This is a genomic window from Frankia sp. KB5 (assembly GCF_002099325.1).
Lineage (GTDB): Bacteria > Actinomycetota > Actinomycetes > Frankiales > Frankiaceae > Frankia > Frankia casuarinae.
Map to the genome: position 1 here is coordinate 1 of NZ_MRUJ01000194.1, position 18,648 is coordinate 18,648.

General features: G+C 71.5%; 13 protein-coding genes. 7 read left to right on the plus strand and 6 right to left on the minus strand.

What is annotated here, in order from left to right; all coding sequences use genetic code 11:
- Both KBI5_RS17790 and KBI5_RS17795 read right to left on the minus strand, forming a co-directional pair.
- On the minus strand, positions 1-559 hold a 559-nt coding region (locus KBI5_RS17790), incomplete at its 3' end, for a paraslipin (protein WP_133057072.1).
- A gap of 127 nt (positions 560-686) precedes the next feature.
- Entirely contained in the window at positions 687-1,121 is a 435-nt protein-coding gene (locus tag KBI5_RS17795; RefSeq protein WP_011435794.1) for an NfeD family protein, read from the minus strand.
- 125 nt (positions 1,122-1,246) lie between these two features.
- Here KBI5_RS17795 and glgX point away from each other — a divergent pair, with 125 nt between their 5' ends.
- The 3 genes from glgX to treZ all read left to right on the plus strand — a co-directional run bounded on the left by glgX (position 1,247) and on the right by treZ (position 8,421).
- Positions 1,247-3,526, plus strand: coding sequence for a glycogen debranching protein GlgX (gene glgX / locus KBI5_RS17800; protein WP_085015893.1), 2,280 nt, complete (start codon positions 1,247-1,249; stop codon positions 3,524-3,526).
- Between the two features lie 37 nt (positions 3,527-3,563).
- Positions 3,564-6,011, plus strand: coding sequence for a malto-oligosyltrehalose synthase (gene treY, locus KBI5_RS17805; RefSeq protein WP_035941582.1), 2,448 nt, complete (start codon positions 3,564-3,566; stop codon positions 6,009-6,011).
- A 628-nt stretch (positions 6,012-6,639) separates the two neighbouring features.
- Positions 6,640-8,421 carry a malto-oligosyltrehalose trehalohydrolase gene (gene treZ, locus KBI5_RS17810; protein WP_011435790.1) on the plus strand — a complete coding sequence of 594 codons (1,782 nt, stop codon included), beginning with the start codon at positions 6,640-6,642 and terminating at the stop codon, positions 8,419-8,421.
- Between the two features lie 296 nt (positions 8,422-8,717).
- On the opposite strand, the gene zapE is transcribed toward treZ, so the two are convergent.
- Positions 8,718-9,890, minus strand: coding sequence for a cell division protein ZapE (zapE, locus tag KBI5_RS17815; protein WP_085015894.1), 1,173 nt, complete (start codon positions 9,888-9,890; stop codon positions 8,718-8,720).
- A 178-nt stretch (positions 9,891-10,068) separates the two neighbouring features.
- On the opposite strand from zapE, the gene KBI5_RS17820 reads away from it, so the two are divergent.
- From KBI5_RS17820 to KBI5_RS17830, 3 genes are all read left to right on the plus strand, one after another.
- Entirely contained in the window at positions 10,069-10,950 is an 882-nt protein-coding gene (locus KBI5_RS17820) for a pyrimidine reductase family protein (RefSeq protein ID WP_049760862.1), read from the plus strand.
- A 158-nt stretch (positions 10,951-11,108) separates the two neighbouring features.
- Positions 11,109-11,390, plus strand: a complete 282-nt coding sequence (locus KBI5_RS17825) for a hypothetical protein (RefSeq protein WP_085015895.1) — start codon at positions 11,109-11,111, stop codon at positions 11,388-11,390.
- A 5-nt stretch (positions 11,391-11,395) separates the two neighbouring features.
- Positions 11,396-13,606, plus strand: coding sequence for a hypothetical protein (locus KBI5_RS17830; RefSeq protein ID WP_133057073.1), 2,211 nt, complete (start codon positions 11,396-11,398; stop codon positions 13,604-13,606).
- A gap of 31 nt (positions 13,607-13,637) precedes the next feature.
- Here KBI5_RS17830 and KBI5_RS17835 read toward each other — a convergent pair whose 3' ends face one another.
- The 3 genes from KBI5_RS17835 to KBI5_RS17845 all read right to left on the minus strand — a co-directional run bounded on the left by KBI5_RS17835 (position 13,638) and on the right by KBI5_RS17845 (position 16,796).
- Positions 13,638-14,882: a GTP-binding protein gene (locus KBI5_RS17835; RefSeq protein ID WP_011435785.1), complete on the minus strand. Its 1,245-nt coding sequence runs from the start codon at positions 14,880-14,882 to the stop codon at positions 13,638-13,640.
- On the minus strand, positions 14,882-15,787 hold the full coding sequence (gene cysD, locus KBI5_RS17840; protein ID WP_198537786.1) for a sulfate adenylyltransferase subunit CysD: 906 nt from the start codon (positions 15,785-15,787) through the stop codon (positions 14,882-14,884). Before cysD ends, KBI5_RS17835 begins: the two co-directional genes overlap by 1 nt.
- A 196-nt stretch (positions 15,788-15,983) precedes the next feature.
- A complete protein-coding gene (locus KBI5_RS17845) occupies positions 15,984-16,796 on the minus strand; it encodes a 3'(2'),5'-bisphosphate nucleotidase CysQ (protein WP_023840932.1) in 813 nt (270 codons plus the stop codon).
- A gap of 35 nt (positions 16,797-16,831) precedes the next feature.
- On the opposite strand from KBI5_RS17845, the gene cysC reads away from it, so the two are divergent.
- Positions 16,832-18,648: adenylyl-sulfate kinase (cysC, locus tag KBI5_RS17850; RefSeq protein ID WP_198537784.1), on the plus strand; the 1,817-nt coding region annotated here is incomplete at its 3' end.

The window sequence follows — 18,648 nt, forward strand, 5'->3', positions numbered from 1 at the left end:
CGGCCCGGCGGTCCCGCTCGGCCCGCATCTGCTTCTCCATCGAGTCCTGGATGGACTTCGGCGGATCGATGGCCTTGAGCTCCACCCGGTTGACCCGGATTCCCCACCTTCCGGTGGCCTCGTCGAGCACGCCGCGCAGCTGCCCGTTGATCTGGTCCCGCGAGGTGAGGGTCGCCTCCAGGTTCATCCCACCGATCACGTTGCGCAGAGTGGTGACGGTCAGCTGCTCGATCGCCCGGATCACGTTCGCGATCTCGTAGGTCGCCGCCCGCGGGTCGGTGACCTGGAAGTAGATCACCGTGTCGATCCCGACCACCAGGTTGTCCTCGGTGATCACCGGCTGCGGCGGGAAGCTGACCACCTGCTCCCGAAGGTCGATGCGGTCACGGACCCGGTCGACAACCGGGACCAGGATCGCGAGGCCCGGCGTCAGCGTGCGGTGATACCGGCCCAGCCGTTCGATGACCATCGCGCGCGCCTGCGGCACGATGCGCACCGCCCGGACCAGAAAAATCAGTAGGACCACCGCGATCACCGCGGCGGCGATCACTCCTGCCATGGCGTACCCCTCACTGTCAGCCCCCTCGATGTCGGCCGTCCCGATGCCGGCCGGTTGAAGGCCGGCCGGCCCGATGTCGGCGCTGTCACATCCACTGGCATCGCCGGGGGCGCCGGGGCCCCGGTCGTCAGAGCTCGAAACTGTGGACGATGGCGGTGGCACCATCGATGCGCAGCACCCGCGCCTCGCTGCCGGCCTCGAGCACGGTGGTGGTGGGGTAGGACCGAGCCGACCAGATCTCTCCTTTGATCTTCACGCGACCCCCGCCGCCGTCGACCCGCTCCACCACCATCGCGCGCTCTCCGACGAGCGCGTCGGCACCCGTGAGCAGGGGCGGCGTACGTTGCAGCTGACGCTTCGCCACCGGACGCAGTCCCAGCCCAAATCCACCCGCCGCGACCACGAAGGCGACGATCTGCCAGACCAGATCGACGCCGAGCAGCGCGACACCGGCCCCGATGAGCGCGGCCAGCGCGAACATCGCCAGCGTCAGGTCCAGCGTCAGTAGTTCGCCGACGACCAGGGCGCCGGCGATGACGATCCAGATCGTCCCGTCGGACATGACTCCATGATAGACTGCGGCGTTCAGCAGGCGATCAAAGAATCTTCAAGGATCGCAGGCCCCGCGAACCCGGGATGAAGCGACCCCGGCCCGCGAATACCGTTCGGCCCGTAGGCTTCGGTCGTATGTCACAGGTATGGCCCGGCAGCCCCTATCCCCTGGGCGCCACATACGACGGATCGGGCACAAATTTCGCGATCTTCTCCGAGGTCGCCGACCGGGTCCAGCTGTGCCTGTTCGACGACGCGGGCAACGAGGAGCGGATCGACCTGCGGGAACGGGACGCCTTCGTCTGGCACGCCTACCTTCCCACCGTGGGACCGGGCCAGCGCTACGGCTATCGGGTCCACGGGTCCTACGACCCCGCCCGAGGGCTGCGCTGCAACTCCACCAAGCTCCTCCTCGACCCGTACGCGAAGGCGGTCGACGGGGAGGTCGCCTGGGACCAGGCGGTGTTCCCCTACACCTTCGGCGACCCCGACAGCGTCAACGACGCCGACTCCGGCCCCCACATGATGAAGTCGGTGGTAATCAGCCCGTTCTTCGACTGGAACGGGGACCGCCCGCCACGCCGGCCCTACAACGAGTCGGTGATCTACGAGGCGCATGTCCGGGGGCTGACCAAGAACCATCCCGGCCTGCCGGAGGAGTACCGCGGGACCTACGCGGGAGTCGCCCACCCGGTGATGATCGACCACTATCGCAAGCTCGGCGTGACCGCGATCGAGCTGCTGCCGGTGCACCAGTTCGTCCATGACGAGCATCTGGTCAGCCGCGGGCTGCGCAACTACTGGGGCTACAACTCCATCGCGTTCCTGGCGCCGCACAGCGGCTACTCCGCCTCCGGCGGCCACGGCCGCCAGGTGCAGGAGTTCAAGGGAATGGTCAAGAACCTGCACGAGGCCGGAATCGAGGTGATCCTCGACGTCGTCTACAACCACACCGCCGAGGGCAACCACATGGGTCCGATGCTGTGCTTCCGCGGCATCGACAACAGCGCCTACTACCGGCTCGTGGACAACCGTCCCCAGTACTACATGGACTACACGGGCACCGGCAACAGCCTGCGGGTACGACACCCGCACGTGCTACAACTGATCATGGACTCGCTGCGTTACTGGGTCACCGACATGCACGTGGACGGGTTCCGGTTCGATCTCGCGGCGACCCTGGCCCGGGAGTTCTACGACGTCGACCGGCTGTCATCGTTCTTCGACCTCGTCCAGCAGGATCCGGTGGTCTCCCAGGTCAAGCTGATCGCGGAACCGTGGGACCTCGGCGAGGGCGGTTACCAGGTGGGGAACTTCCCCCCGCTGTGGACCGAGTGGAACGGTAAATACCGCGACACCGTCCGCGGCTTCTGGCGCGGGCAGGACCACGGGATCGCCGAGTTCGCCTCCCGGCTGACCGGATCGAGCGACCTGTACGAGAACAGCGGGCGCCGGCCGTGGGCATCGATCAACTTCATCACCGCGCACGACGGGTTCACCCTGCACGACCTGGTCTCCTACAACGAAAAACACAACGAAGCCAACGGCGAGGACAATCGGGATGGCTCCGACGACAACCGGTCGTGGAACTGCGGAGTCGAAGGGCCCACCGACGACCCGACCGTCCTGTCCCTGCGCGCCGCGCAGACCCGTAACCTGCTGACGACGCTGTTGCTGTCCCAGGGGGTGCCGATGCTGGTCGCCGGAGACGAGATGGGACGCACCCAGCAGGGCAACAACAACGCGTACTGCCAGGACAACCCGATCTCCTGGCTGGACTGGTCCGACGCCGAGCGCAACGCCGACCTGATCGAGTTCACCGGCATGCTGTCAAGGCTGCGCCATGATCATCCGATCTTCCGCCGCCGCCGGTTCTTCCAGGGCAAGTCGCTGCGCGGGCAGGGCGGCACGACGCACGGCGCGGCCGAGGCGGTCACCGGCGGGCAGGCGGGCGGCCAGGACGCGGACGGCAGTGGCGGGCGCTCCGGCGACGACCCCGCCGTCAAGGACGACCCCGCCGTCAAGGACATCGCCTGGCTCCGCCCGGACGGCACGGAGATGTCCGACAGCGACTGGGAGTCCGGGACGGCGCGATCACTCGGCGTCTACCTCAACGGTGAGGGGATACCGGACCCCGACGCGCTGGGCCAGGCCATCATCGACGACTCGTTCCTGCTGTTCTTCAATGCCCACCATGAACCGGTCGGGTTCCAGGCGCCGGCGACCAGTTTCGGCAGTTCGTGGGAGATCGTCGTCGACACCCGGGCRTCGACGGCCGAGGTCGACGCCCGGCTCAGCGACACCGCGCTGCTCCACTCGGCCCTCGATCCCGCGAGCATGGGAAGGGCCGTGAAGGCCGGCGATCCCATCGAACTCGACGCCCGCTCGACCGTCGTGCTGYGCCGTGTCAGCTGACCCGACGCACCCCGACGGGGGGTACGGCGCCGACCGGGTGGTACCGACCGCCACCTACCGGCTCCAGCTCAACCTGGACTTCTCCCTCACCGATGCGGCGGTCGTCGTCCCCTACCTGGCCACGCTCGGCGTCTCCCACCTGTACCTCTCGCCCGTGCTGGAGGCCGCGCCCGGCTCGACCCACGGCTACGACGTCGTCGAGCACGGGCAGATCAATCCCGAGCTGGGGGGAGCCGGCGGGCTGCGCCGGCTCGTCGCCGCGTGCCGCAAGGCGGGACTCGGCCTGATCGTCGACGTCGTCCCCAACCACATGGCGATCGCCCCGGAAACGACGAACGCGGCCTGGTGGTCGGTGCTGCGCGAGGGACCCGAATCCCCCTACGCCAGCTGGTTCGACATCGACTGGGCCTCCCCCGACAACCCCGGCCGGGTGTTGGTGCCGATCCTGGGCGCCGGGCTCGCCGACTGCCTGGCGGCCGGGGAGATCTCCGTCGAACAGGACGAGGACGGCGACTGGGTCGTCGTCTACTACGACCACGTGCTGCCCGTCGCCGCGGGCACCGCCAACCCCGACGACGTCGCCGCGACCCTCGACGCGCAGTTCTACCGGCTGTGCTGGTGGCGGGTCGCCGCGACCGAGCTGAACTACCGGCGGTTCTTCGATATCACGACCCTGGCGGCGCTGCGCCAGGAGGACCCGGACGTGTTCGCCGCCACGCACCGGATTCTCATCGAACAGGTCCGCGCGGGGACCTTCGACGGGCTGCGCATCGACCATCCGGATGGGCTCGCGGACCCGGAAGATTACCTGCGCCGGCTGTCGGAGGCCACCGGCGGGGTGTGGACCGTCGTCGAGAAGATCCTGGAGGATGACGAGGCGCTGCCGGACACCTGGGCCTGCGACGGCACCACCGGCTACGAGGGGATCGGCCGGCTGACCCGGCTGTTTCTCGACCCGATGGCGGGTCATCCCCTCGCGGTGCTCTACGGCGAGATCACCCGTGCGGACCCCGACTACGAGGCCGAGGCGCGGGCCGCCAAGCTCGACGTCCTCGCGGGCGTGCTCCAGCCCGAGGTGGACCGGCTGACAAGCCTCGCGCTCGGGGAGGCCAGGGAGGCCCGGGCCGACCTCACCCGAACCGGTCTGCACGAAGCGATGTGCGAGATCCTCGCCGCCTTCGACGTCTACCGGGCCTACATCCGCCCAGACGGCACGCCGAGCCTGGAGGCCCGCGGGCACGTGGTCCGCGCCTGCGAGCAGGCCCGGTCCCACCTGCCGGGGCGGGCGACCGAGGTCGATCTCATCGAGGACCTGGCGCTGGGCGGGCCGGCCGAGTTCGTCGTCCGGTTCCAGCAGACCTGTGGGCCGGTGATGGCCAAGGGCATCGAGGACACCGCCTTCTACCGGTATGCCCGGCTGCTGGCACTGAACGAGGTCGGCGGCAACCCCGGCCGCTTCCCGGCGTTCACGACCGGGCACCCACGCAGCGCCGTCACCGAGTTCCACGAGGCGAACCTGTCGGTCCAGCGAAACTGGCCACTGACGATGACCACCCTGTCCACGCATGACACCAAGCGGTCGGAGGATGTGCGGGCCCGGCTCGCGGTGCTGTCTGAGGACCCCCGCGGCTGGGCCGAGGTGGCCGGCCGGCTCGCGCGGCTCGGGGAACGCCACCGCGACACCGAGCAGGGCTGGCCCGACCGGGTCACCGTCTACTTCCTGCTGCAGACCCTGGTCGGCGCCTGGCCGCTGCCCGCCGACCGGGCCACGCAGTACATGCTCAAGGCCGTCCGGGAAGCGAAGACCCACACGAGCTGGACCGACCAGGACCCCGGCTACGAGGCGGCCCTGACGAACTACATCGAGTCAGTGCTGGAGGACGACGAGTTCGTCGGCATCCTGGAGCGGTACGTCGCCACGCTGGTGGAGCTGGGCCGGCAGAACTCGCTGGCCCAGAAGCTGCTCCAGCTGACCATGCCGGGGGTGGCGGACGTGTACCAGGGCCAGGAGCTGTGGGATCTCTCCCTCGTCGATCCGGACAACCGGCGGGCGGTCAACTACGGTGACCGCACCAAGCTGCTCGCCGAGATCGGTGTGGAGTCGACCGCCGAGACCGGTGCGCCGCGGCGCCCGCCGACCCTCGACGACTCCGGCGCGGCGAAGCTGCTCGTCGTCGCCCGGGCGCTACGGACCCGCCGCGACCATCCCGAATGGTTCGGGGCGGACGCGATCTACCGGCCGCTGTGGGCCTCCGGCTCGGCCGCGGAGAACGTCGTCGCCTTCAGCCGGTCCGAGTCCGTCGTCACCGTGGTGCCCCGGCTTGTCCTCGGCCTGCGCCGCGGCGGCGGTTGGCGGGACACCACCATCCCCCTGCCCGAGGGACGCTGGACGGACGTGCTCACCGGCCGCAAGCACGACGGCGGCACCGCCTATGTGCTCCGGCTGCTACGCGACTTCCCGGTGAGCCTGCTCGTCCGCGCGTAGCACGCGGCAGGCCGGCCCCGGCCAACATCTGGTGGCCCGCGGCCGGGCTGGCAGGGGCGGCTCACGGCTGGGTCGCCTGCCTCTCACCGACCCTGAGCCAGACCGTTCAGCCGCCCGTGCGTTCCACCGCGCGTGCGGCAAGGTCCCGGCAGCCGCAAGATGGTCCCTAGGTCATGGCAAGACCCTGGTCCCAGGCTCCTGGCAAATGACATCGCGCACCGGCTCACGCCCGTCATGTTGCAATCCCTCGTAGGGATCATGAGGACCTGGTGGTGGCCCACCCGCCGGTTCGTCATGGTCATGTTGCAATCCCTCGTAGGGATCATGAGGACCCGAAAATCAACGCGCAGGTGGGACGGCGTGTCGTAGGCCCGGCGGAGGGGCGGGAGTGCAGCGAACCTCCGGTCGAACATCACGACAGCAAAATCATGGCATAACGGTGCCATACGATCAAGATGTGGAGGCATCGCGCGGCGGCTGCCCTCCCCTCCGGGGACTACCTCGCTGCCATCTCGGTGCCATCCGGCTCGGCATGCCGGGCAGCCGGGCGCCTTCGGCCGGGGACCGATGTCGTCACCATTGTCGCCGTCACGGCGTGTCCGACGGCTCTGGCAGGTAGACAAGACCGATGAGCACCCTGCGGCTGTGGGCCCCTGAGGCGAAGACGGTCAGCCTGGTCGTGGCGGGCTCCGCCGGCGACTCGACGCACGAGATGACCGCCGGGAAACGGGGGTGGTGGTGGGTCAACGTCCCGTCCGCGAAGCATGGCACGGACTACGCCTTCCTGCTCGACGACGGCAGCGAGGAGCTGCCCGACCCCCGATCGGCCTGGCAGCCGGGGCCGCTGGGGGTTCACGGCCGGTCGCGGCTGGTTGACCACTCGACCTTCCCCTGGACCGACGGGACCTGGCGGGGCATCGCGCTGGCCGGCAGCGTGCTCTACGAGCTGCACGTCGGGACGTTCACCCCGGAGGGCACCTTCGACGCGGCCATCGGCAAGCTCGACCATCTCGTCGAGCTCGGCATCGACGCCATCGAACTGCTGCCGGTCAACGCCTTCCCGGGCCGGCACGGCTGGGGTTACGACGGCGTCGGTCTGTTCGCGGTGCACGAGCCCTACGGCGGCCCGGACGGGCTCAAGCGCTTCGTCGACGCCGCGCACGCTCGCGGCCTCGGCGTGATCATGGACGTCGTCTACAACCATCTCGGTCCGGACGGCAACTACCTCGGCCGCTTCGGGCCCTACTTCACCGACCGCTACAGCACTCCGTGGGGCCCCGCGGTCAACCTCGACGCCCCCGGCTCCGACGAGGTCCGCACGTTCATCATCGACAGCGCCCTGTCCTGGCTGCGCGACTACCACTGCGACGGGCTGCGTCTCGACGCCGTCCACGCCTTTCAGGACAGCCGGGCACTGCACCTGCTGGAGGAGATCGCCGAGGCGGTCCACCGGCTCGGCGCCCAGCTGCGCCGCCCGCTGTTCGCCGTCGCCGAGTCGGACCTCAACGACCCGAAACTGGTCGCCGCACCCGAGGCCGGCGGGTACGGCCTGGACGGGCAGTGGTGCGACGACATCCATCACGCGCTGTGGGCAACCCTGTCCGGCGAACGGCAGGGGTACTACGGGGACTTCGGTTCGATCTCGACCCTCGCCCACGCGCTGACCAGTGGGTTCGTCCACGACGGCGGCTACTCGACGTTCCGCGGGCGCTCCCACGGCCGGCCGATCCCCCCGACCACGCCCGCCTACCGGTTCGTCACCTTCCTGCAGAACCACGACCAGATCGGCAACCGGGCCGCCGGCGACCGGGCGTCAGCCACGCTCAGCGACGGCCTGCTCCGGATCGGTGCGGCCCTGCTGCTCACCTCGGCGGTCACCCCGATGCTGTTCATGGGCGAGGAGTGGGGTGCCCGCACCCCCTGGCAGTACTTCACCGACCACACCGCCCCCGGGCTGGGGGACGCGGTGCGGGAGGGTCGGCGCGCCGAGTTCGCCGCCCACGGCTGGGAGCCGCAGGACGTTCCCGATCCCCAGGACCCGGCGACCTTCCAGCAGTCGAAACTCGACTGGTCCGAACCAGGCCGGGAGGGTCACTCCGACCTGCTGGACTGGCACCGCCGGCTGATCGCGCTGCGTCGCCGGCTGCCGGCGCTGACCGACCCGGCGTGGTCCTCGGTCGCGTGCACCTTCGACGAGGAGGCCCGCTGGCTGGTGGTCCGTCGCGGCGACGTGGCGATCGTCGTGAACCTGGCCGCCGAACGGCAGGCCGTCCCCCTCGACGGCGTCCCGTTCGACGCCCCGGCCGCATCCGCCCACGGGTTCACCTACATGCCGGGACGGGTGGAACTCGACGGCGAGTCGGTCGTGATCATCCGCCTGCTCCCCCCGGTCGAGCCGACCGCTGGCTGACCTGTCCGCGCACCAGCCCTCAGCGCACCAGCCGTCAGCGCCGGGTGTGGTCCCTGGACAGCACGAAATAGAGTCCGCCCAGCACCGCCAGCCCCACCAACAACACCATGACGAGCAGCACGACGTAGGTTCCCATGCACCCATGGTCGCAGGCCTCGGCACAACCGCCAGCGGGTCGTCCACGCCCGGAACGGCGAACAGATACTCCGGCCGGTCCGGCGTCCGGACCGCAGGCTCCGACACCCCACTCGGGTGCGTCAGCCGCACGTTCGGGCCGCCGCACCCGGCCGGGTGCGTCAGYCGGGCAGCATCCCGGCGACGCGGCCCGCGGTGTCGTTCCCCGCCGCGGCGTCCCGGGCCAGCGCGCTCAGCCGGGACATGGCCCGCTGGTACTTCTTGCGATGCGGCCCGGCGAGCAGCTCCGCTCCGAACAGCTCCCCGAAGGGCACGCCGGAGGCCACGACCGGGATCGACCGGTCGTAGAGCCGGTCGGCGAGGACCACCACCCGCAACGCCACCGCCTGATCCTCGACCGGCACGACCCGGTGCAGGCAGACCAGGGTGACCCCGGCCACGAGCGCGCCGTACCGGGAGGGGTGCAGCCCGGCGAGGTGCTCGCACAGCGCGGCGAATCCGTCCTCGGTCGCCCCCTCCACGGCAGCCGCCCGCGCGCCGACCTCGTCGTCGGTACACGGCGGGGGCGCGGCCGGAAGACCCCGGTGCCGATAGKCCTCCCCGTCCACCCGGAGGATGTCGAAGCTGGCCGCCAGACCCTGGATCTCACGGCGGAAGTCGGCGGCGGCGAACCGACCGGCACCGAGGTCCTCCGGCTGGGTGTTGCTCGTCGCGGCCAGGTGGACACCGGCCTCGACGAGCCGAGTCAGCAGGCTGGACACCAGCACCGTGTCGCCGGGATCGTCGAGCTCGAACTCGTCGATCGCGACCAGGCGCAGGCCCGCGAGGGCCCGCGCGGTCGCGGCGAATCCCAACGCGCCGACCAGGGAGGTCAGTTCTACGAACGTGCCATACGCCTTCGGACCGGGCACGGCGTGCCACAGCGAGGCGAGCAGGTGGGTCTTACCGACGCCGAAGCCGCCGTCGAGGTACACCCCCGGCCGCATTCCGGACGGACCGGCGCTTCCGGAACGGCGCGGGCCCGATCCGAACGGACCCGACACCCCCGTCCCCCGGGTCAGGAGCCCGCACAGGCCGCCCTTCCCAGAATGGCCCGCATACCTGGAACGGCTGGAACGGCTGGAACGATCTGAACGGCTGGACCGCCCGGACGAGGCGGTCAACCGGTCGGCGAACGCGGACAGCGCCATGACCGCGGCGGCCTGGCTCGGCTCGGCCGGATCGGGCAGGTAGCCGGCGAACCGGACCGCGTCGAACCGGGGCGGCGGGACGAGCGCCGCGACCAGGTCCCCGGGCGGCACAATCGGCCGGCGATCGACGAGACGCTGCGCCACCCGCCCAGCGTACGGAGACGCCCGTACCCGCCGTCCCGGCCCGCGGTATCGCGGCCGACGTCACAACGACCGCGATACCACAACGGTTGATCGGCCCCGGGCCGGCCATGGGCTCGCCGCCGACCTGGGTTCGCCGCCGATCGGATGACCAGCACCGTCGCCCGTTACAGTCGGCCCGGTGCGACGTATCTTCCCGGTTCCACCCCCGTTCGCCGGTTCCGCGGGGGCCGCCGGGGCGGTGGCCCCCGGAAAGGCCGCGGCGACCACAGACGCCGCAGCGACCACAGACTCCACGGCCGCGGCGGGCGCCGGGCTCGCGAGGAAGGCCATCGAGGACATCGAGGCCGTCGAGGACATCGAGGACATCGATCTCGACGAGGTGTACGCCTACCCCCCGTCCGCCGCGCATACCCCCTACATCCGGGCAAACTTCGTGGCCTCGGTCGATGGGGCCGCCGAGGTGGGCGGCCGCTCGGGCCCCCTGGGCGGGGAAGCCGACCTGCGGGTCTTCCGGTTGCTGCGCTGGCTCAGCGACGTGGTGYTGGTCGGTGCCGGCACTGCCCGGACGGAGAACTACGGGCCGGTGGTCATCCCGCCCGAACGGAGGGAGCGGCGCGTCGCCGCGGGGCTCGCGGCGGTGCCCCCGATCGCGGTCGTGACCGCGACGGCGGGCTTCGACCCGGGTGCCCGGCTGTTCCGCGGGGAGATCCGACCGGTGCTACTGACCTGCGAGACCGCGCCCCTCGATCGGCGCCGGCGGCTGGCGGCGGTCGCCGACATCGCGATCTGCGGCGGCAGCGCCGTTGAACCCGACCTCGCCGTCCGGGCCCTGGCGGAACGGGGAATGACCCGCATCCTCACCGAGGGCGGTCCGCTGCTGCACTCCCAGCTCGCCGCGGCGGGTCTCCTCGACGAGCTGTGCCTGACGATCGCCCCGGTACTGGCCGGACCGGGCCGACTCGGGATCATGAAAGGCGAGCCGTGGCCGGCACCGGCCGCGCTCACCCTGACCCAGATCCTCGCCGAGGACGACGTCCTGTTCCTGCGTTACCGGCGCTGAACCGGCGTTACCGGCGCTGAACCGGCACCGGCGTCATCCACAGGCGGCCGAACCGGCACCGGCGTCATCCACAGTCGCGTCGCCGCGCGGGCGCGGGCGGGCGGGCCGCTGTTAGCGTCGCCACCGGTAAACCTGATCACGATCTGGGTGGTGTGCGCATGACGGTGCCCGAGGGACGTCGCGCGACGGTGGCCGTCGCCCTGACCCAAGCCCGGCGTGCCCGGCTGGACGTAGCCGCCGCGCTGGAGCGGATCTCGGCGGTCGGTGCCGAGGCCTGGGAGGGTCGTCAGGCCGAGGTCYGGCAACGCCGGATGCGGCGGCTCGCGGCGGAGGCGGCCATGGCCCTCGATCGGTGCGTGCAGGCCTGCGAGACAGCGTTGCAGGTCCGCGAGACAGCGTTCGCCCCGGCGGGCCCCGGCGGGCCGCGGAAGGTCGGCTGACGCGCATGCCCGGACCAAGCGACCGGGTGCTCGTCGACCCCGACCGGATGCGTGTGCTGGTGTCCAGCGTGGCCGAGGCCGGGGWTCTGCTGCGCTCCTGGTCCCGCTCCCTCGTCGCGGCGTTGACGGATGCCGGGTTGCCGCCCACCCCGGCGGAACGGCTCGGCGCGCTGGAGGACGAAGTCAAGGCCGAGGTCACCATGCTGCGGCGCCGGCTGCGTCTCGCCGAGGGTGTCGACGACGGGATCGGCATCACGATCAGGCCGACATCCGCCCCGCTTCGGCGGCCGGTGCACCGCGAGGCGCCGGGCATTCCTGGTACCTCCGAGGCGCCCCGCACCTCCGAGCAGGCCGTGGCCGCCGGACGGGCGTTGGCGCACTCGCTGCGGGGGGACGAGCCGGACCGGCACGGATCAGGCCGGCACGGAACGGGCCGGGGCGGAACGGGCGGAAACGCCTCAGGCATGGTCACCCCGCGTGACGCGCTGACCGTGCTGCGGTCCCGGATGAACGATCCGGACTTCGTCCTGGGCTTTCACGACGCGCTGGGACCCGACGGGCTCGCGCGGCTGCTCTACCGGGTGGAGGGACTGTCGCGGGGGCCGATGGTCCACCGTCCACCCGAACCGCTCGGCTTCGACCGGCGGGAGGCCGAACGGATCCTCGGCGCCACCCTGGCCTCCTACAGCCACCGGCGAACTCTCGACGCCGCCTGGCTCGGTCGGTTCAACACCGCCGGGAGGACCGACACGGCCGAGACGGTCCTACTGACCCCCCTGCTCGCCTCGGCCCGCCTCGACAGTGCGCTGCTAGACCGGCTGGGCCGGATGGCCTTCGGACCGGGTGACCGACCGGGTAACGGACCAGGTGACGCCGCGGTCGCCCCGTCGGCGCCGCACGACGTCGGCCTGCTCGCCCCCGCCGCGGCCGGGCCCACGAGCCGGGGCCGACCGACCGTCACCGACTACCAGGGGGTGCTGCTGGACGCCATCGCCGCGACCCCGGCGCTGGCCGCCCGGTTCGCGGCGGACCACATCGACACCATCCTGCGCGGCGCGGCCGTGCTCGCCCTTCCGCTGCCGGTGGATCTCGCGACGGCCCGATCCCTGGAAGATGCCTGGATCCGGCTGGTGGCCGCGGCGGGAAGCCAGGAGAGCCGCCGTGCCGATCCGCGGGCCTCGGCCTCGTTCGTCTCCCGRCTGGCCGGGGCCGTCCAGGCGACCGGTGACCGGCCATTGCTCCTCCGGCTGCGGGCGGCCCTCGTCCCGGCGCTACGGACCTATCGGGACGAGCTCTACGACGCCGTCACCGCCGTGGTCCCCGGTCCCACGGTGGACCCGCAGGCCGGGGCCGCGGCGGCGCAGTCCGCCCTGGTCGAGCTGATCCCGCTCGAGGCGTGGGAGTCGCTGTTGCGGGAGTGCCTGCGCGGCGGGGCGCTGGCCGGTCTGCTCGCCCAGGATGTCACGACCTACGGTCTTCGTCTCGACGACCAGGTGGYCGCCTCGGTCCAGGGCTGGAAAACGGCCCCCGGCGGGTATTCGTCGAGCCCCCTGGCATTGGGCTACCTGCGGGTCGAACGCGCGCAGGCGTTCTTCGCCGGCGCCCTCGCCGATGCGACCGAGGCGGTGCTGCGCGAGCATGCCGACGCGGTCGGCGCCCACCGCCGGCAGCAGGCGGTGCTGCTCGACGTGCTCGGGGAGGTGGGCAAGTCCATCGATCCGACGAACCCACCGGGCACCTTCGTCCATCTGGGCGTCGGGGTCACCGTGGAGATGATCGAGGCCTGGATCCGGGCCCGTTACAGCGACCTGCCGACCACCCGCCCCGCCCAGGTCGTCGCGGACCTGCGAGACGCCTCCCGGGTCCTGCCCGGCTGGGCGGCGGCCTACGAGACCAGCGCCCGCCGGCTCTGGGCCCGCCGGGATCGTGACCCGCTCCGGCCGATCGCGGTGGCCCCCGCCGGCGGGCCGTGCCGCGTCTACACCGGCGATCCGAGGGCCGACGGGTTCATCACCTCGCCGGCGGAGAACTTCCTCGACGCCTCGGGGAATCCGCGTCCGTCCGCGCGGATGACGCCGACCCAGCGGCGTGCCTATGCCGCCTGGCTCGCGAGCCCGGCGATGGTCGCGAACAACGACCGCATCTCGTTCCTCGACGGCCGGGCCGGCAGCCGGGGATCCTCCCTGCCACCGGACTGGGGGCGGCGGCCGGGCTGACCCGGCCCCCGGCTCTCCCCGTCGCCACCGGCTAGATGATCATCCCGGCGCCGAGAGTGGTCCCGGTCGACTCGTCGATGAGCAGCACGCTGCCGGTGTTCCGGTTGCGGCGGTACAGGTCGTAGCACAGCGGGGACGTCGTCCGCAGGGCGATCCGGCCGATGTCGTTCAGACCCAGCGTCTCGACGGTCTCGTCGCGGTGCAGGGTGTCGATGTCGACGCGGTAGCAGATGTCGGTGACCATCGCCCGTACCGAACGGGTGGTGTGCTTGATCCCGATCCGGGCCCGGCGGCGCAGCGGGGCGTCGACCATCCAGGAGACCATCAGGTTGAGTTCCTGGCCGACGGTCGGCTGGTTCATCGGCCGGGCGATCATGTCGCCCCGGGAGACGTCCAGATCGTCCTCGAGCCGGATGGTCACCGACATCGGCGGGAAGGCCTCGTCAACCGGGCCGTCGAACGTGTCGATGCCGACGATCCGCGTGGTCAGCCCGGAGGGCAGGACGACGACCTCGTCGCCGGGCTTGAGCACCCCGCCGGCGACCTGACCGGCGTACCCGCGGTAGTCGTGCAGGTCGTCGTTCCGCGGCCGGACCACCCACTGCACCGGGAAGCGCACATCGATGAGGTTGCGGTCGGAGGCGATGTGGAGCTCCTCCAGGTGGTGCAGCAGCGAGCTGCCCCCGTACCAGGGAGTGCTCGGCGACCGGGAGACCACGTTGTCCCCGCCCAGCGCGGAGATCGGGATCGTCGTGACGTCGACGATCTCCAGTTTCGCCGCGAAGTGCCGGAACTCCTCCTTGATCTTCTCGAAGACGTCCCGATCGAAGTCGACGAGGTCCATCTTGTTCACACAGAGCACCAGATGGGGCACGCGCAGCAAGGACGTCAGGAAGGCGTGCCGGCGGGTCTGCTCGACGACCCCCTTGCGCGCGTCGACGAGCAGCAGCGCGAGGTCGGCGGTGGACGCGCCGGTGACCATGTTGCGGGTGTACTGCACGTGCCCGGGGGTGTCAGCGAGGATGAACGACCGCCGGGGCGTGGCGAAGTAACGGTACGCGACGTCGATCGTGATGCCCTGCTCCCGCTCGGCCCGCAGACCATCGGTGAGCAGCGCGAGGTCGACGTAGCCGTCGCCGCGCTCCCGACTGGTCCGCTCGACCGCGGCGAGCTGGTCGGAGAACAGCGACTTCGTGTCGTAGAGGAGCCGCCCGATCAGGGTCGACTTCCCGTCGTCGACGGACCCCGCCGTCGCGACCCGCAGCAACTCGGCCATCAGAAGTACCCCTCCCGCTTACGGTCCTCCATCGCCGCCTCGCTGACCCGGTCGTCAGCCCGGGTCGCGCCGCGTTCGGTGAGCCGGGTGGTGGCCACCTCGGCGATGACCTCCTCGACGGTCGCCGCGGTTGACTCGACCGCTCCGGTGCAGGTGATGTCGCCCACCGTGCGATAGCGCACCTGCCGGGGCGCCGCCGTCTCACCGGCCAGGGGGCGGGTCAGCGGCGTGACCGCCAGCAGCATGCCGTCACGCTCGAACACGTCCCGGCGATGCGCGTAGTAGATGGAGGGGATCTCCAGCCGTTCCTGGGCGATGTACCGCCAGATGTCGAGCTCGGTCCAGTTCGACAGCGGGAACACCCGGATGTGCTCACCGGGGCGGTGCYGGCCGTTGTAGAGCGACCACAGCTCGGGGCGCTGGTTCTTGGGGTCCCACTGGCCGAACTCGTCCCGGAAGGAGTAAACTCGCTCTTTGGCCCGCGCCTTCTCCTCGTCCCGGCGCGCGCCGCCGAACACCGCGTCGAACTTGTTGTCGGCGATGGCGTCGAGCAGCACCGGTGTCTGTAGCTGGTTACGCGAGGCTCCCGGACGGGTGTCTTCGGTGAGCACGCCCTCGTCAATGGCGGCCTGGACGGAACCGACCACCAGGCGGGCGGCGAGCTCCGCCGCCCGCCTGTCCCGAAACTCGAGGACCTCGTCGAAGTTGTGCCCGGTGTCGATGTGCAGCAGGGGGAACGGCAGCTTCGCGGGCCAGAAGGCCTTCTGCGCGACCCGGAGCATGACGATCGAGTCCTTCCCGCCGCTGAACAGCAGGGCGGGACGCTCGAACTCCGCGGCCACCTCGCGGAAGATGTGGACGGCCTCGGCCTCAAGCATCTGCAGCTGGGTGAGCTCGTAACCCATCACCGGCACGCGAAACCCCCCGTCGAGGCGATGTGTCCCACCAAAGTAGCGGACACGGCGGCCCTGCCGGCGGTTTCGGCGGCATTACGCCCCTCACGGTGGACCCACATCCACGACCGACGCCATCCAGAACAACCATGGATCGACAATCGCCACCCTCCGCGGCCGCTCCGAGCGCACTCCGCAGGCACGCGCCTCAACCGCCGGAGCCCCCCGCGGCGCCGATCGCCCGGAGAACCTCCGATGCCCAGCTCGCAGCACAGATGACCAGGTCGGGCAACAGCGGGTCGGGCTGGTTGTACCGCAGCGGCGAGCCGTCCAGCCGGCTGGTGTGCAGCCCCGCCGACCGCGCGACCGCCACCGGGGCGGCGGAGTCCCACTCGTACTGGCCGCCGGCGTGCAGGTAGATCTCGGCTTCCCCGCGGATGACGGCGCCGGCCTTCGCACCGGCCGAACCCATCGGGACGATGGTGGCGCCCAGTGCCTCCGCGACCTCCGTGACCAGCTGTGGGGCCCGGGTCCGGCTGACCACGATCCGTGGCGGACGCGCCCCGGCCAGCTGCGGCGGCAGCCCGCCCGCGCTGGACAGCGTCAACCCGAGCGCCGGCAGCGCCACCGCGCCCGAGACGAGCTCGCCGGCCTGCCAGAGCGCGACATGCACCGCCCAGTCCGACCTGCCGGGTTCGGCGAACTCGCGGGTGCCGTCCAGGGGGTCGACGATCCAGACCCGCTCCGCGGACAGCCGCGCGACGTCGTCAACGCCCTCCTCGGACAGCACAGCGTCCCGCGGGCGGTGCCGCGCCAACGCCCGGGTCAGGAGCTGATGCGAACGCGCGTCCCCGGCGTCACGCAGGGTCGCGGGTTCGGCGAACCCGACCTCCTCCCTGATCCGCAACAGCAGTTTGCCGGCGTCCGTGGCCAACCGTCGGGCCAGGACGTCGTCATCGAGTTCGTCGGTCGCGATGTCGACCGGCACGGTGGACGGCGGGCGGGTGTCATCGGTGTTCATTGGGATGGAGTCTGTCACCAGCTACCGTCGCAAGTGTGAGTACCACCTCCCATCCCGCCCCCGATCCTGATCACCACCCCAGGTCCGGTGCCAACGGTGCCGCCGGTGTGACCGGCGGATCTGGCAAGTCCGGCGGGTCCGGACCAACCCCCGTCCTGGCGACGCCGGCCCGGGGCGCGGAGCTGACGGCCGCGTCGGTCGCCTGGCCGTCGCTGACCCTGCGCCCGACCCAGCTCGCCGAGCTGGAACTGCTGCTGCTCGGTGCCTTCGGGTCGGAACCCGGTTATCCCGAGGACCCCGAGATCAACGGCGTGCCGGTGCCGACCCTCGTCGTCGGCGCGGCCGAGGCCGAGGCACTGACACCGAGTTCCACGGCGGCCCTGCGGGACACCGAGGGAGTGATGATCGCGGCGCTGCACCTCCGAACGACCATTCCCCTGCCGGACCAGCCGGGGGGGCCGGACGGACCCCGGGTCCGGCTAGTCGGCACGGTCGAGGGCATCCGGCTGCCCCACCACCCCGATCATCCCGGCCTGCGGCTCACCCCGGCCCAGGTCCGGGCCGAGCTGCTCGCCCGAGGCTGGATCAGCCTCGAGGCGGGTTCCGGCGCGTGCTGGGCGGTGTGGGCGGACGGCCTGCTCCACACGGCGGACGTGGGCCGGATCCGGGCGCTGACCCGGCAGGGCAAACGGTGTGTCGTCCTCGCCCCGGTGGGTGGCGCCGATCCCGCGGACGCCGAGCATCACCTGCGGGTCCGTTGCCTGCTCGCCGCTCTCAAGGCGGTTGACGCCCCGTTGCGGGCCGCCGAGGCGACGCTCTCCTCGGAGGCGCTCGCCGCCGACGCGATCAGCCCGCCGGGTGTTGCCGGCCGGCGGTCGGAACCGCCGCCAGACCCCTACCGGCGGCCGAAAGCCGGCGAGGCGGGAACGCCGGAGCACCGCAGCCTGCTGGTCCTCGTTCCGGTCATCCCGTCGGAGGCGCTGGCCACCCCCCGCGAACCGGGCATGAGCGCGACGGTCCTGAAAACATCCGCGAAACCGAGCGACGCGGCGGCAGGGGTACCGGGCCCGGCCACGGCCGTGACGCCCGCCCCCCCAGCGCCGACGGACCTGGCGGACATCGCGTGGGCGGCGGCGGGCGCGGCCTGGACAGGCGTGGAGACGGCGGCGAGCTCCGCCGACGAACTGGCGAAACTCGCCGCCCAGCGGGCGCATCTGGCCAGCTTCTACGGCCTGACCGGCAGCCTCATCGGGCCGGCGATCGGGGCACCCGGGCGGATGGAGCTGGCCTCGCTGCTCGACGCTGGCAACCCGATACCGGCCGAACTGACCCCGCCGACGGTGGCCGCGGAGCTCTCCCGCGCCATCCCACCACGTTCGAAGCGGGGCCTGACCGTGTTTCTCACCGGGCTGTCCGGCTCCGGGAAGTCGACGCTGGCCGGCCTGCTCGTCTGTCGACTGCTGGAATACGGCGGACGCCGGCTCACTTTGCTCGACGGGGACGTCGTGCGGACCCACCTGTCCCAGGGACTGGGATTCTCCCGCGCCGACCGCGATATCAACGTCCGACGGATCGGCTTCGTCGCGGCCCAGGTCGCGGGAGCCGGAGGCACCGCGGTGTGCGCGCCGATCGCGCCGTACGCCGACGTGCGCGCCCAGGTCCGGGGGATGGTCCGGGCCGCAGGCGGCGGATTCGTGCTGGTACACGTGTCCACACCGCTGGAGGTGTGCGAGGCGCGGGACCGCAAGGGGCTCTATGCCAAGGCGCGCGCAGGCGTCCTGCCCGCCTTCACCGGCGTGTCCGATCCGTACGAGACGCCGACCGACGCCGACGTCACGGTGAACACCGCGGA